Here is a 14,288-nt window from a genome sequence, read left to right as displayed (position 1 = left end):
CGTGCGGGCCTACCTCGACCTCCTCCAGCGCATCCTCGACGAGGGCGTGCCCAAGGACGACCGCACGGGCACCGGCACGCTCAGCGTGTTCGGCCACCAGATGCGCTTCGACCTCGCCTCCGGCTTCCCTCTGGTGACGACCAAGAAGGTGCACACCCGCTCGGTGTTCGGCGAGCTGCTGTGGTTCCTGCGCGGCGATACCAACGTGAAGTGGCTCCAGGACCGTGGCATCACGATCTGGGACGAGTGGGCCGACGAGCACGGCGACCTCGGGCCCGTCTACGGCTACCAGTGGCGCTCCTGGCCGACGCCCGACGGCCGGCACGTCGACCAGATCGCCCAGGTCGTCCAGCAGATCCGTGACAACCCCGACTCGCGGCGGCACGTCGTGTCGGCGTGGAACGTCGCGGACATCCCCGACATGGCGCTGGCCCCGTGCCACACGATGTTCCAGTTCTACGTGGCGGGCGGGAGGCTCAGCTGCCAGCTCTACCAGCGCTCGGCCGACGTCTTCCTCGGCGTGCCGTTCAACATCGCGTCGTACGCCCTGCTCACCCACATGGTCGCCCAGGTCACCGGGCTCGAGGTCGGCGACTTCGTGCACACGCTCGGCGACGCGCACCTCTACACCAACCACCTCGACCAGGCGCGCCTCCAGCTCACCCGGGAGCCGCGGCCACTGCCCCGCCTGGTGCTCGACCCGTCGGTCACCGAGCTCGACGCGTTCGACCTCGACCACATCGCCGTCGAGGGCTACGACCCGCACCCCGGGATCAAGGCGCCCATCGCCGTATGAGCGCTCGATGACGCCCGGCGGCAAGCGGATCGTCCTGGTCGCCGCCGTGGCCCGCAACGGCGTGATCGGCGACGGCCCCGACATCCCGTGGCAGCTGCCGGGCGAGCAGCGGCTGTTCAAGGGGCTCACCTGGGGCCACATCCTGCTGATGGGCCGCGCGACGTACGAGTCCATCGGCCGCCCGCTGCCGGGCCGCACCACGATCGTGCTCACCCGGTCACCCGGCTGGTCGGCCGAGGGGGTCCTGGTCGCGCACGACCTCGACGAGGCCCTGGCGATCGCGGACACCCTCGACGGCGAGGTGATGGTGGCGGGCGGCGGGCAGGTGTATGCCGCCGCGCTGCCGGTCGCCGACGAGCAGGTGCTCAGCGAGGTCGACCTCGAGCCGGCTGGCGACGCGTTCTACCCCGACTTCGACCGCGCCGACTGGCACGAGACCGCGCGCGAGCAGTACCCGGGCTACGACCGCGTGGTGCTGGTCCGGGCCTGATGGCTCACCGCGGGCCTGGCAGGCTGGCGCCATGGAGCTGCGCGTCTTCACCGAACCCCAGCAGGGTGCCACCTACGACGACCTGGTCCGGGTCGCGCAGGAGGCCGAGCGACTCGGCTTCGGGGCGTTCTTCCGGTCCGACCACTACCTGGGCATGGGCACCGAGGGGCTGCCCGGCCCCAGCGACGCCTGGGTGACGCTGGCCGGGCTGGCGCGCGAGACCAGCACGATCCGGCTTGGCACGATGATGACCAGCGCGACGTTCCGCCACCCCGGCCCGCTGGCGATCTCGGTGGCGAACGTCGACCAGATGAGCGGCGGCCGGGTCGAGCTCGGCATCGGGGCCGGCTGGTTCGAGGCCGAGCACACGGCGTACGGCATCCCGTTCCCGAGCACCGCCGAGCGCTTCGACCGGTTCGAGGAGCAGCTCGCGGTGATCACCGGGCTGTGGGCGACGCCCGTGGGGGAGCGCTTCGACTTCGCAGGCGCGCACTACCGGATCGAGGGGTCGCCGGCGCTGCCGAAGCCCGTCCAGGCCAAGCCGCCGGTGCTCGTGGGCGGGCTCGGCAAGCGGCGCACGCCCGAGCTGGCGGCCCGCTACGCCGACGAGTTCAACCTGCCGTTCGTCGACGAGGAGACCACTGCGACGCAGTTCGCCCGCGTGCGGGCGGCGTGCGAGGCACAGGGCCGCGACCCCCGGACACTGACCTGGTCCAACGCGCTGGTCCTGTGCGTCGGCGCCGACGAGGCCGAGGTCGCCCGCCGGGCGGCCGCGATCGGCCGCGAGCCGGACGAGCTGCGGACCAACGGGCTCGGCGGGACCCCGGGCGAGGTGGTCGACAAGATCGGGCGGTACGCCGAGCTCGGGGCCGAGCGCCTCTACCTGCAGGTGCTGGACCTCGCGGACCTCGACCACCTACGGCTGGTCGCCGCAGAGGTCATGCCGCAGGTCTGACGCTCGGCCGACCTGATCAGGCGAGGGTCGAGGCGATCAGGTCGGCCGAGATCTGGTGCGCCCAGTCCTCGATGCCGGCCCAGTCGCGGTAGTCGCCCGGGCGCAGCGCCCGGCGTCTCGCCGGCTTGAGACGCAGCACCCGGTCGATCAGGTCGAGCCGGCGCACGACGAGCGCACCGCCGAACACCTGGCGGCCCCGGGCGTCGAGCAGGGCGCCCAGCCGGTCCAGGTCGACGGGCGGCTCGTCCGCCCCGAGCAGGCCGCTGCTGAACAGCCAGACCGGTCGCTCGGCGAGCGCGGTCTGGTGCTGCTCCGCGAACGAGGTGGCCTGCTCCATCCAGTGTCCGCGGTAGACCGAGCTGCCGAGGATCACGGCCTCGTGGTCGCGCAGGTCCGCGACCGCGGTGGTCGGCCGGACCCGGACGTCGTGTCCGGCCACGGTGAGCACGGCTCCGATGTGTTGGGCGATCTGGCGCGTCGCGCCGTACCTGCTGGCGAATGCCACGAGCACTGACATGGGTGGGCCTCCTCGGCATCCAGCCTCCCGGGCACCGCCGCGCCGGGCCCAGGGAACAAAGACCCCGGTCCTCGGGGACCGAAGGACCATCACCGGCCGAACGGCCCCCGGGTTTTTCGAAACGTTTTCGACAACGGGGCGCCATTGACCCTCGCGAGCGGGCGTCCCTAGCGTGATGGAGGCCACACCAGGCCATCTCTCGGGAGTCAACATGTCACTGCGCACGCTCAGGTCCCTCGTCGCCGTCGCCGTTGCCACCGCGGTCGCGACGACCGCCCTGGTCGGCCCGCCGGTCACCGCCCACGAGGCCCGGCAGGGCGGACCCCGCCACCACGCTCCGACCCTGCGCCAGGCTGCGCCTCCCGGCTTCGTGATCGGCAGTGCCGTCGCGGGCGGCGGCCACCACGTCGACCAGCCCTACCCGGACCCGTTCCCCAACGACCGGGTCTACCGGCACCTGCTGGGCAAGGAGTTCAGCTCGGTTTCGCCGGAGAACCAGATGAAGTGGGAGTTCATCCATCCCGAGCGGGACACCTACCGCTTCGGACCGGCCGACGCGATCGTCCGGTTCGCCCGCCAGCACCACCAGGTGGTCCGCGGACACACGCTGCTGTGGCACAACCAGAACCCGTCCTGGCTCACCGAGGGTGACTTCACCGCCACCGAGCTGCGCCAGATCCTGCGCGACCACGTCTTCACCGTCGTCGGCCACTACCGCGGCCGGATCCAGCAGTGGGACGTCGCCAACGAGATGCTCGACGGCAGCGGACAGCTGCGCACCACGGACAACCTCTGGCTGCGCGAGCTCGGCCCGGGCATCATCGCCGACGTCTTCCGCTGGGCACACCGCGCCGACCCGCACGCCCAGCTCTTCTTCAACGACTACGGCGTCGAGGGCGTCAACGCCAAGAGCGACGGCTACCTCTCGCTGATCTCCGACCTGCTCGCCGACGGCGTCCCGGTCGACGGCTTCTCCGTCCAGGGGCACCTGAGCACCCGCTACGGGTTCCCCGACGACCTCGCGGCGAACCTGCAGCGGTTCGCCGACCTCGGCCTCGAGACCGCGGTCACCGAGGTCGACGTCCGGATGGACCTCCCGGGAGGCGCCGAGCCGACCGGCGCGCAGCTGGCCCAGCAGGCCGACTACTACCAGCGGATGCTCGAGGGCTGCCTCGCCGTGGACACCTGCCGCTCGTTCACGGTCTGGGGCTTCACGGACAAGTACTCGTGGGTCCCGGTGTTCTTCCCCGACGAGGGTGCGGCCACGATCATGACCGGTGACTTCGAGCGCAAGCCGGCGTACTACGCGCTGCGCAGCACGCTCGCCGACGCCACCTGACCGGGGTCGCGGCCGGGGAGCGATAGCCTGGGGGGCATGACCTCCGCGCCCGCCGTTCCCTTCGGTCGGTTGCTCACCGCGATGGCCACCGCGTTCCACGACGACGGGTCGGTCGACCTCGAGGGCACCGCGCGGATCGCCGCGCACCTCGTCGACCACGGCCACGACGGCGTCGTCGTGTCCGGCACCACCGGTGAGTCGCCGACGACCACCACCGCCGAGGACGGGGCGATCCTGTCCGCCGTCAAGGACGCCGTCGGCGACCGCGCGGTCGTCGTGGCGGGCGTCGGCACCAACTCGACCGCCCACTCCGTCGAGCTGGCCGAGCAGGCCGCGAAGCTCGGCGCCGACGCGCTGCTGCTCGTCACGCCCTACTACAACAAGCCCGGCCAGGCCGGCGTGCTGCACCACTTCACCGCGGTCGCCGAGGCCAGCGACGTGCCGGTGATGCTCTACGACGTCCCGGGCCGCACCGGCACCCAGATCGCGCTGGAGACCTACGAGGCCGCGATGCGCCTCGAGAGCGTCGTGGCCGTGAAGGACGCCGTCGGCGACTACGTGCGGGGCGTCAAGCTCATGCAGATGGGCTACGCCGTCTACTCCGGTGACGACGCCAGCAACCTCGGCTGGCTGGCGCACGGCGCCGCCGGGTTCGTCTCGGTCGTCGGCCACGCCGCGGGGACTGAGTTCAAGGCGATGATCGACACCTTCGACGCCGGCGACCACGCCGGCGCGCTCGAGATCTTCACGCGGCTGCTCCCCGCGATCGACGCCGTCATGGGCGTCCCCAACTACGGAGCCACCACCGCCAAGGCAGCACTCCAGCTGCTCGGCGTCCTCGACAACCGCAACGTCCGTGCACCCCTGGTGCCGTTGGACGACGACGAGGTGGCCGCGCTGCGAGCAGGACTCGCAGCCTCCGGCCTCCTGTAAAGGAACCAGATGAGTCATCCCCACCCCGAGCTCTCCGCACCGGCCGCACTACCGACGGGGGGCCTGCGGGTCACCCCGCTGGGTGGTCTCGGCGAGGTCGGCCGCAACATGACGGTCTTCGAGTACGCCGACCGGCTGCTGATCGTCGACTGCGGAGTGCTGTTCCCCGAGGACCACCACCCGGGTGTCGACCTGATCCTCCCGGACTGGTCGTCCATCCGCGACCGGCTCGACGACATCGAGGCGCTGGTGCTCACGCACGGCCACGAGGACCACATCGGTGCGACGCCGTACCTCCTGCGCGAGCGCGGCAACATCCCGCTGGTCGGGTCCGAGCTCACGCTGGCGCTGCTGGGCAGCAAGCTCCGCGAGCACCGGCTCAAGGAGACCGTCCACCACGTGGTCAAGGAGGGTGACCGGGTCAGCTTCGGCCCGTTCGACCTGGAGTTCGTGGCCGTCAACCACTCGATCCCGGACGCACTGGCCGTGGCGATCCGCACCGGCGCCGGCATGGTCCTGCACACCGGTGACTTCAAGATGGACCAGCTGCCGCTGGACGGCCGGATCACCGACCTGCGGTCGTTCGCGCGGCTGGGGGAGGAGGGCGTCGACCTCTTCCTCACCGACTCCACCAACGCCGAGACACCCGGATTCACCCCGACCGAGAAGTCGATCACCCCGGTGATCGACCAGGTGTTCCGCGAGTCCCAGCAGCGGATCATCGTCGCCTGCTTCGCCTCCCACGTGCACCGCGTGCAGCAGGTGCTCGACGCGGCGTACGCCCACGAGCGCCAGGTCGCGTACGTCGGCCGCTCCATGGTCCGCAACATGGGCATCGCCCGCGACCTGGGCTACCTCCGCGTCCCGCCGAGCGTCCTGGTCGACGCCAAGGACCTGGCCGACCTGCCCCCCGAGCGCCAGGTGCTGATCTCGACCGGCTCGCAGGGCGAGCCGATGAGCGCGCTGTCGCGGATCGCCCAGCGCAACCACAACTTCGTGCACATCGAGGAGGGCGACACGGTTCTGCTGGCCTCGAGCCTGATCCCCGGCAACGAGAACGCCGTCTACCGGGTGATCAACGGGCTCGCGCGATGGGGAGCCCGGGTGGTGCACAAGGGCAACGCGCTCGTGCACGTCTCCGGCCACGCCAGCGCGGGCGAGCTGCTCTACTGCTACAACATCGTCCGGCCGCGCAATGTGCTGCCGGTGCACGGCGAGATCCGGCACATGCTGGCCAACGCGCAGCTGGCCCGCGACACCGGCATCGAGAACGTCGTGATCGCCGAGGACGGCGTGGTCGTCGACCTGGTCGACGGCGTCGCCTCGATCGTCGGCAAGGTCGACTGCGGCTACGTCTTCGTCGACGGGTCGTCGGTGGGCGACATCACCGAGTCCGACCTCAAGGACCGCCGGATCCTCGGCGAGGAGGGCTTCATCTCGGTGATCGTCGTCGTCGACTCGGTCAGCGGCAAGGTGGCCGGCGGGCCCGAGATCCACGCCCGCGGCAACGCGCTGGACGGCTCGAACTTCGACGACCTCAAGCAGCCGATCATCGATGCGCTCGACCGGGCCGTCGCCGAGGGCAACACCGACTCCTACCAGCTCCAGCAGACCGTGCGCCGGGTCGTCGGACGTTGGGTGAGCAGCACCCACCGGCGTCGGCCGATGATCATCCCGGTCGTGATCGAGGCCTAGCGGCACCCACACGAAGGCCCCGCCGGACACGTCCGGCGGGGCCTTCGTTGGGGCTGGTGCTGATCAGCCCTCCGTCGACGACCGGCCCAGGGTCGCCGCCGCACGGTGGTGAGTCCGCTTCTTGCAGATCACGAACCGCACGTTGTCGACGTACCAGCCGTCGTTGCCGCCGCAGCCGTCGCGGCCCAGCTCGATGCGGACCCGGACCCGGTCGCCGACCCTCGCTCCGGCCTTCCGGAGGTCGATGATCGAGGTGCCCCAGGAGCCGAAGGCGATGCCACCGTCGGTGCCGGTGAAGCCGACCTGCCCGGCGAGCGGGTTGGTGTTGCCGTCGGCCTCGGTCGCGAGCGTGGTCTTGGGCCCGTTGTAGAGGTAGGCGGCCGTCGGGATCACCTTGAACGCCTTGCCGTTCACGCTGATCTTGACGTTGCCGCCGTCGTACCCGGGCTCGGTGGCCATGTAGTGCTGGAAGCTGAGCTTGCGCACACCACCGCCGGGCATGGCGATCCGCGGCGTCGTGATGCCGTTGACGCTCGAGATGTCACCTGCCCCCGCCGAGCAGTCGCCCTCGTCGGGCGCGGGCCCGAAGGCGACCTTCGAGTCGTGCCTGCCGGGGACGTTCCTCGTGCCGCGCCACTTGTAGCCGTGGCCGCCGGCGTAGACGACGGTCTCGGTGGCCTTCCACCGACCGAGGCCCTTCTCGAAGTCGTCCTTCCAGAAGGTCCGGGTGCGGAACCTCTTGCCGCACAGGGCCGGAGCGTTCTTGGCGAGCATCGGCTTGAAGTTGCACTGGGTGGGCGGGGTGCGCAGCTCGGTCGCCTCGGTGACGGCCTGCACGGCCGCGCAGTCCTGCGCCGTGATCGGATCGGCGGCCTGGGGCGTGCCGTCCGCGACCACCTGCACCTTGTTGATCGGCTGGCCGACCAGGTCCGTGCACGACGCGGTGAGCGCGTCGGCCAGGTCGGCGAAGTCCGAGGTCGGGGTCAGGTACGCCGTCTGGGCCCGCCAGAACACGTTGGCGGCCTTGTCCAGACCCAGACCGGTGACCTCGACCCCGTTGGACGTGCTGCCGTCGACCAGGAGCGCGTACGTGTGGTTCACGACCCCGGAGTTGGAGTGCACGCCGCCGGAGTCGTCGGTGGAGCACCAGTACTGCGCGTCGGTGACCTTGCCCGGGTCGTCGTAGCAGTTCGGGTTCCACATGTCGCGGATCGCGCCGCCGAAGGCCGGGTCGTTCTCGCTGGAGAGCCAGCGGTAGGAGTCGGCCTTCGGGGCGTCGTCGATGTCCTTGATGGTCACGTTGACGGTGCCGGTGGCGCCCTTGATCTTGGCCCCGCTGGCCTGGTCGATCATCACGCCGTAGATGTCGGCGCTGCCGGAGGGCGAGAACGGCGGGTCGCTGACGTTGTTGCCGATGATGATGCCGGTGGCGCCGGCGTCCTCGGCGTTCCCGGCCTTCACGGCGAACGGGCAGCTGCCCCGGTCGACGTACACGAACAGACCCGCGAGAGCGGCGGCGTTGCTGAACGGCGAGCAGCCGTCGGTCGTCGAGCCGCCGCCCTCCTCGGCGGCGTCCTGGCCGACGACGACGTCCGTGGTGACGCCCGTCTTGTCGAAGACGGGCCCGAACTGAGCGGGAGCCGACTCGCACGGACCGGCGATGTCGGCCGGCGCGTTGATCGTGACGCCGACCTCGCCGCGGGTGTACTTCGAGCACTGGCCCTCGGGGCGGACCGTGTCGGGCACGTCGTTCTGCCGGTCGTTGGCCATGTCGACGGTCTCTCCCCAGATGTCGGAGAAGGCCTCGTTCATCGCGCCCGGCTGCCACTGGTAGATCAGCCCGGAGGTGTACTCCGTGTAGGCGTGCGCCCACTCGTGCGCGACGGTGTCGTCGGAGGTGACGCCGTCGCAGTAGTTGGTGGTCGTGCCGTTCCAGTTGGCGTTCGGGCAGGCGATGCGGCCGTCGTTGTTGACGGTGGTCATCGGGTGGCCCGCGCCGTCGTACGAGTCGCGGCCGAAGGTGTCCTTGAAGAACCAGTAGGAGTCACCGGTGCTCAGCACCAGCTCCTGCTGGGCCTCGTCGAGACCGCCTGGGAACGGGTCGCCCTCGGTCCACACCTCGGTGAACGTGTCGGGGTCGGTGGAGCCCGCCGCCTCGATCAGGTGCCGCTCGAGGGCGGTGTCCATCATCGAGTAGCGGTTGACGACCTTGCCGGTGGCCGCGTCGAGGAAGACCATGTCGCGCACGTTGGCGTGGTTGGTCACCTCCACGACCCAGGCCAGGACGTTGGCGCCCTTCTCGCCCTTGATCGCGCCCATCCGGTAGATGCTGAGCGTCGCGGTCGCGGTCAGCCCGGCGACGTCGGCCGCCGCGTCCTTGCTGCCGGTGGGCGGGTCCGCCCGGACCACGGACAGCGCGCGAGACTCGGCCTGGGCGCGGGTGACCCGCGGGCTCACGCCGAGGTCGAGGGCGGGCGCGACGAAGCCGTTGACCGAGGTGAGGTCACCGGCCTTGTCCACGTTCGCGAGGAGCCGCGACCCGAAGACCGGGATGCCGCGGTAGGTCTGCTCGAACCGGACGGTCCAGCCGTAGCGGGTCGAGGTGACCCCGGCCTCCCGGAGCTGCGCTGCCGGGGCGCCGAACGCCGGGGCGTACTTCGCGAGGTATGCCGTGGCCTTGGCCGCCGCGTCCGGGGCCGAGCGGGCGCTCTGCGACGGCATCAGGTCGCCGTGGCCGGCGGCGCGGACGAAGCCGACCTTGCCCGTGGAGCGCTCGAGCGCGAGCCGGGCGCCGTCGGACGCCTCGGCCCGCATGCGCTGGACCAGGGTCTGGTCGCCGCCCGTGCGAGCTGCTGGGGCCGCGGCCTGGGCCTGGAGGGCCGGCACGGCGGCGAGCCCGGCGATCACGAGCGCGAGGCTCACCCCTGTCTTGATGGGTTTCACGGTTCCTCCGAGAGTGGGTGCGCGGCGCCGTGGCGGTGGGCGCCATCCGGGCACCCTAGGGACAAGTCACGGCCACGGTCCAGGGTCTCGGGAAGATCGCCGGAAGTCTCCACCTTCGGGTGTAGTGCTTGCGGTGGGACCGAGTCGGCCGCCATGGTTCACCAAGACACGCACTCGTGTGGTCCCTGTGACTGGTGGGACGTGCGCCTAGGGTGGTCAGCATGGCGACCCGTACGTCTTCCCCGCCGGGGTCGCGGAGCAAGAGCACGTCTCGAACTGGCTCGAGCACCCGATCCCGGAGTACCAGCCCGAAGCGCAAGCCTGCCCCCAAGAAGGCGGCTCCGAAGAAGTCGACCCGAGGATCGTCGACGCGCGGAGCCGGATCTGGGGGCAAGGGCAGCACCCGCCGTCCCGCCGCCCGGCCGGCTCCACGGGCCGTGCGCAGCGGCCCCGGGCCGGTGGCACGCGTCTTCGGGCTGGTCTGGCGGGGGATCTCGGCGGTCTGGCTCGGGATCGCCCACGGTGTGGGCGCGGTCGCCCGCGGCATCGGGCACACCGCTCGCGACCTCGAGCCCGCGCACCGGCGCGACGGGGTCGGGCTGACGCTGTTCGGGATCGCGGTCGTCGTCGCCGCCGCGGTCTGGTGGCAGCTGCCCGGCTCGGTCATGGACGGAGCGCGCACGGTGGTGGAGGGCTCGGTCGGGAAGGTCGGCTTCCTGGTGCCGCTGGCGCTGCTCTACGTCGGATGGCGCACGATGCGCGACCCGGAGCACAACGGCCCGGCCGGCCGCCAGGTGGTCGGCTGGACGGCGTTCGCGCTCGGCCTGCTCGGCATCGTCCAGATCGCCGGCGGCAACCCGCAGCCGGTGCTGGGCGACACCAGCGACCTGCGCGGTGCCGGCGGCGCCGTCGGGTACGTCGTCGCCAGCCTGCTGCTCGACCTGCTCCGCTCGGAGTACGTCGTGATGCCGCTGCTGGCGCTGCTCGCGTTCTTCGGCGTGCTGATCATCACCGCGACCCCGCTCTACCAGGTGCCCGCCCGGCTCGCCGATACCCGGGACCGGTTGCTCGGCCGGACCGCCCCCGAGGTCGACCCGGACGCCACCCAGGCCATGCCCGCGGTCCGCGGCCGCCGGCACCGGACGCACGACACGGGCGAGATCGACCCCGAGATGGGCGACCCGGCTTACGACAGCCCGGTCCTCAGCGACCGCGAGCTCAAGAAGCGCCGCAAGAAGCCGGTCGGGGACCCCGATGCCGGCATCGACCTGTTCGCGCCGACGGAGGTCACGCCCGCGGTCCCCGACGACCCGGCCGACGAGCACAAGGACCTCGAGCCGCCGCCGCACGCGCCGCTGCCCGCGCGGGTCGAGCAGCTCGAGCTGTCCGGTGACATCACCTACGCGCTGCCGCCCAACGAGGTGCTCAAGCCGGGCTCGGTGCACAAGCCTCGCTCCAAGGCGAGCGACGCCGTCGTCGACCGGCTCATGCAGGTCATGGACGAGTTCGCGATCGACGCCCAGGTCACCGGCTACACGCGCGGCCCGACGGTCACCCGCTACGAGGTCGAGCTCGGCCCCGCGGTCAAGGTCGAGAAGGTCACCGCGCTGTCCAAGAACATCGCGTACGCCGTCGCCTCGGCCGACGTGCGGATCCTCAGCCCGATCCCCGGCAAGTCGGCGATCGGCATCGAGATCCCCAACGTGGACAAGGAGATCGTCTCCCTCGGCGACGTGCTGCGCTCCACCACGGCGCGCTCCGACCACCACCCGATGGTGTGCGGGCTCGGCAAGGACGTCGAGGGCGGCTTCGTGGTCGCGAACCTCGCGAAGATGCCGCACCTGCTGGTCGCCGGCGCCACCGGCTCGGGCAAGTCGAGCTTCATCAACTCGATGATCACCTCGATCCTGATGCGCTCCACGCCCGACGAGGTGCGAATGATCATGGTCGACCCCAAGCGGGTCGAGCTGAACGCCTACGAGGGCGTCCCGCACCTGATCACCCCGATCATCACCAACCCCAAGAAGGCCGCCGAGGCGCTGGCCTGGGTCGTCCGCGAGATGGATCTGCGCTACGACGACCTGGCCAACTTCGGGTTCCGGCACATCGACGACTTCAACAAGGCGGTGCGGGCCGGCAAGGTGCAGGTGCCGCCGGGCAGCGAGCGGGTGCTCTCGCCGTACCCCTACCTGCTGGTGATCGTCGACGAGCTCGCCGACCTGATGATGGTCGCGCCGCGCGACGTGGAGGACGCGGTCGTCCGCATCACCCAGCTCGCGCGTGCGGCCGGCATCCACCTGGTGCTGGCGACCCAGCGACCGTCGGTCGACGTCGTGACCGGCCTGATCAAGGCCAACGTGCCCTCGCGGCTCGCGTTCGCCACCTCGAGCCTGGCCGACAGCCGGGTGATCCTCGACCAGCCCGGCGCCGAGAAGCTGGTCGGCCAGGGTGACGGGCTGTTCCTGCCGATGGGCGCCTCGAAGGCGGTGCGCGTCCAGGGCTCCTGGGTCACCGAGGCCGAGATCCACCAGGTGGTCAAGCACTGCAAGACGCAGCTGGAGCCGTCGTACCGCGAGGACGTCACCGCCCCGGCCGCGGCCAAGCGCGACCTGGACGACGACATCGGCGACGACCTCGACCTGGTCGTCCAGGCCGTCGAGCTGGTCGTGTCGACCCAGTTCGGGTCGACCTCGATGCTGCAGCGCAAGCTCCGCGTCGGCTTCGCCAAGGCCGGACGCCTGATGGACATCCTCGAGAGCCGGGGCGTGGTCGGGCCGAGCGAAGGCTCCAAGGCCCGCGACGTGCTGGTCAAGCCCGACGAGATCGACGCCGTGATCGCGACCCTCCAGGGGGAGATGTGAGCAACCTCAGCATGGATCTGCAGGAGACCACCGACGCCGAGCGCGCGCCGCTCGAGGTCCGTGTCGACGCCCGCCTCGCGGCGCCGGTCGGCGGGATCGCGGCGCTGGTCGCGATCGCCTACCTGTCCCGGGCCATCGGCGGCGGCGGCTGGCTCGACTGGGCGCTGGCGGTCGTCACCGGTGCGATCGCGGTCGCGCACCTCCAGTCGCTCGTCGACGCACGGGTGCCGCTGCTGGTCGTCGACCAACAGGGCGTCCGGCTGCGCCGTCGCGGCACCTGGCACGGGATGCCCTGGCACGAGATCGAGTACGTCGAGCACGAGCCGCGGCGTGGCCTGCTCCACGACGGCCGCATCGTGCTGGTGCCCCGCGATCCCGACGTCACGGTGCTCTCGGTGCCGCTGTCGCTGTCCACCCGTGTGGTCGGCGCCGGCGCCGGCCTGACCGAGGCCCTCGCGGAGCTGGCGGGGGACCCCGACCAGGTGGTCGAGGTGCTGGCGCACGTCCCGGAGGACGTCCACGACGAGTGGGTCGAACCGACCGACGAGACGACCGACGAGCCGACCGGCGAGATCGACCTCCGCGAGGCGGACCTCGCGGAGGAGGACCCCGAGGACGACGAGCCCGGCGTCCACCACCCTCTGCTGCACGACCCGCGGCCGACCCTGGCCCGCGGCATCGGCTTCCTGGCCACCCGGCTGCGGCTGACGCCCGGCACGACCGCCGGCGAGCCCGAGATGGAGCCCCAGGGCGAGGTCGAGACCGCGCCCGGACCGGAGCCGACGGTCGCGCTGCCGGTCGTGGCGAGCGCGACCCCGCTGCCGCTGCGCGACCCGGTCACGGCGGCCCGCGTGGAGGCGCGCTTCGACGGCGCCGCAGCGCTCGCGGCCGACCCCGATGACGCGGACGCGACCAGCGCCTGGCTGCCCGAGTTCGCCGAGCTGCGCCGCGGCGATTCACCCGTGATCGACGACCTGGTCTTCGACCAGGCCGCGGTCGAGCCGGCCGCCGACCCGGTCGTCGGACCCGAGCTGGCGTCTGCGCGGACCCGTCTCGGCCTGACGGTCGACCAGCTCGCCGAGCGCACCCGGATCCGTCCCCACGTCATCGAGTCCATCGAGGTCGACGACTTCGCGCCCTGCGGCGGCGACTTCTACGCCCGCGGCCACCTGCGCACGCTGGCCCGGGTCCTGGGCGTCGATGCGGCACCGCTGCTGGTGTCGTACGACGAGCGCTATGCCGACGCCCCCATCGACGCCCGACGGGTGTTCGAGGCCGAGCTCGCGACCGGAGTCGATGGGCCCATCCGCAGCACCCGCGGCGGCCCGAACTGGTCGGTGCTGGTCGCCGCGGTGATGGCGATCGTGCTGGCTTGGTCGATCGCGCGCCTGGTGATGGACAGCCCCGTGGAGCTCAGCCACAAGCCGGTGCTCAACGGCTCGCCGTCGAACGCGGTCAAGGCCGGGCCCCCGGTGTCCGTGGCGCTGAAGGCCGCCGCGGGCGGTGCCCACGTGAAGGTCTTCGACGCGACCGGGGAGATCGTCTTCTCCGGCGACCTGGCGTTCGGCGACTCCAAGAAGCTCAAGGCCTCGCCGCCGGTGCGGGTGCAGTCCTCGGACGGTGCACTGCAGGTCACCGTGGACGGGCAGAAGCGCGGCGCGCTCGGCGAGGAGGGCCAACCGGCCCAGAACACCTTCGCCGCGAGCTCCGACTGACGCGCCATCGACCGGCCACTTGGCCGAGGGGGCGGGGTCGTCGT

At 71.5% G+C, this 14,288-nt stretch carries 10 protein-coding genes; 8 read left to right on the top strand and 2 right to left on the bottom strand.

Going from position 1 to position 14,288, the window contains the following annotated elements; genetic code table 11:
* Nucleotide 1: 1 nt before the first annotated feature.
* The 3 genes from QQZ14_RS23450 to QQZ14_RS23440 are packed head-to-tail and all read left to right on the top strand — an operon-like array spanning nt 2 to nt 2,241.
* Nucleotides 2-796 (top strand): thymidylate synthase, encoded by a 795-nt coding sequence (locus tag QQZ14_RS23450; protein ID WP_284536849.1) that lies wholly within the window; start codon nt 2-4, stop codon nt 794-796.
* Between the two features lie 7 nt (nt 797-803).
* Entirely contained in the window at nt 804-1,286 is a 483-nt protein-coding gene (locus QQZ14_RS23445) for a dihydrofolate reductase (protein ID WP_284536848.1), read from the top strand.
* Between the two features lie 31 nt (nt 1,287-1,317).
* The gene (locus tag QQZ14_RS23440) at nt 1,318-2,241 is read left to right on the top strand and encodes an LLM class F420-dependent oxidoreductase (protein ID WP_284536847.1); all 924 of its coding nucleotides are present in this window, start codon (nt 1,318-1,320) and stop codon (nt 2,239-2,241) included.
* 16 nt (nt 2,242-2,257) lie between these two features.
* Here QQZ14_RS23440 and QQZ14_RS23435 read toward each other — a convergent pair whose 3' ends face one another.
* On the bottom strand, nt 2,258-2,758 hold the full coding sequence (locus QQZ14_RS23435; protein ID WP_284536846.1) for a flavodoxin domain-containing protein: 501 nt from the start codon (nt 2,756-2,758) through the stop codon (nt 2,258-2,260).
* Between the two features lie 211 nt (nt 2,759-2,969).
* On the opposite strand from QQZ14_RS23435, the gene QQZ14_RS23430 reads away from it, so the two are divergent.
* From QQZ14_RS23430 to QQZ14_RS23420, 3 genes are read left to right on the top strand one after another with little or no spacing between them, the layout of a single operon-like run.
* Nucleotides 2,970-4,097, top strand: a complete 1,128-nt coding sequence (locus QQZ14_RS23430; protein ID WP_284536845.1) for an endo-1,4-beta-xylanase — start codon at nt 2,970-2,972, stop codon at nt 4,095-4,097.
* Between the two features lie 36 nt (nt 4,098-4,133).
* Nucleotides 4,134-5,030 carry a 4-hydroxy-tetrahydrodipicolinate synthase gene (dapA, locus tag QQZ14_RS23425; protein WP_284536844.1) on the top strand — a complete coding sequence of 299 codons (897 nt, stop codon included), beginning with the start codon at nt 4,134-4,136 and terminating at the stop codon, nt 5,028-5,030.
* A gap of 9 nt (nt 5,031-5,039) precedes the next feature.
* A complete protein-coding gene (locus tag QQZ14_RS23420; protein WP_284536843.1) occupies nt 5,040-6,725 on the top strand; it encodes a ribonuclease J in 1,686 nt (561 codons plus the stop codon).
* A 63-nt stretch (nt 6,726-6,788) separates the two neighbouring features.
* On the opposite strand, the gene QQZ14_RS23415 is transcribed toward QQZ14_RS23420, so the two are convergent.
* Complete coding sequence (locus QQZ14_RS23415; RefSeq protein ID WP_284536842.1) at nt 6,789-9,647, bottom strand: M4 family metallopeptidase; 2,859 nt, start codon at nt 9,645-9,647, stop codon at nt 6,789-6,791.
* A 242-nt stretch (nt 9,648-9,889) separates the two neighbouring features.
* Between QQZ14_RS23415 and QQZ14_RS23410 the strand changes: the two genes are divergently transcribed.
* Both QQZ14_RS23410 and QQZ14_RS23405 read left to right on the top strand, forming a co-directional pair.
* Nucleotides 9,890-12,529 (top strand): FtsK/SpoIIIE family DNA translocase, encoded by a 2,640-nt coding sequence (locus tag QQZ14_RS23410; protein WP_284536841.1) that lies wholly within the window; start codon nt 9,890-9,892, stop codon nt 12,527-12,529.
* An 11-nt stretch (nt 12,530-12,540) separates the two neighbouring features.
* Nucleotides 12,541-14,244: a helix-turn-helix domain-containing protein gene (locus QQZ14_RS23405; protein WP_284536840.1), complete on the top strand. Its 1,704-nt coding sequence runs from the start codon at nt 12,541-12,543 to the stop codon at nt 14,242-14,244.
* Nucleotides 14,245-14,288 lie beyond the last annotated feature (44 nt).

It is taken from the genome of Nocardioides sp. T2.26MG-1, from assembly GCF_950101795.1.
Lineage (GTDB): Bacteria > Actinomycetota > Actinomycetes > Propionibacteriales > Nocardioidaceae > Nocardioides.
This window is presented reverse-complemented; position numbering and strand designations above follow the sequence as displayed.

What these genes read in the sequence shown, in the direction of transcription:
- QQZ14_RS23410 (WP_284536841.1), top strand. Translation starts at nt 9,890, where the DNA reads ATGGCGACCCGTACGTCTTCCCCGCCGGGGTCGCGGAGCAAGAGCACG.
- QQZ14_RS23430 (WP_284536845.1), top strand. Translation starts at nt 2,970, where the DNA reads ATGTCACTGCGCACGCTCAGGTCCCTCGTCGCCGTCGCCGTTGCCACC.
- QQZ14_RS23420 (WP_284536843.1), top strand. Translation starts at nt 5,040, where the DNA reads ATGAGTCATCCCCACCCCGAGCTCTCCGCACCGGCCGCACTACCGACG.
- QQZ14_RS23405 (WP_284536840.1), top strand. Translation starts at nt 12,541, where the DNA reads ATGGATCTGCAGGAGACCACCGACGCCGAGCGCGCGCCGCTCGAGGTC.
- QQZ14_RS23435 (WP_284536846.1), bottom strand. Translation starts at nt 2,758, where the DNA reads ATGTCAGTGCTCGTGGCATTCGCCAGCAGGTACGGCGCGACGCGCCAG.
- QQZ14_RS23440 (WP_284536847.1), top strand. Translation starts at nt 1,318, where the DNA reads ATGGAGCTGCGCGTCTTCACCGAACCCCAGCAGGGTGCCACCTACGAC.
- dapA (WP_284536844.1), top strand. Translation starts at nt 4,134, where the DNA reads ATGACCTCCGCGCCCGCCGTTCCCTTCGGTCGGTTGCTCACCGCGATG.
- QQZ14_RS23445 (WP_284536848.1), top strand. Translation starts at nt 804, where the DNA reads ATGACGCCCGGCGGCAAGCGGATCGTCCTGGTCGCCGCCGTGGCCCGC.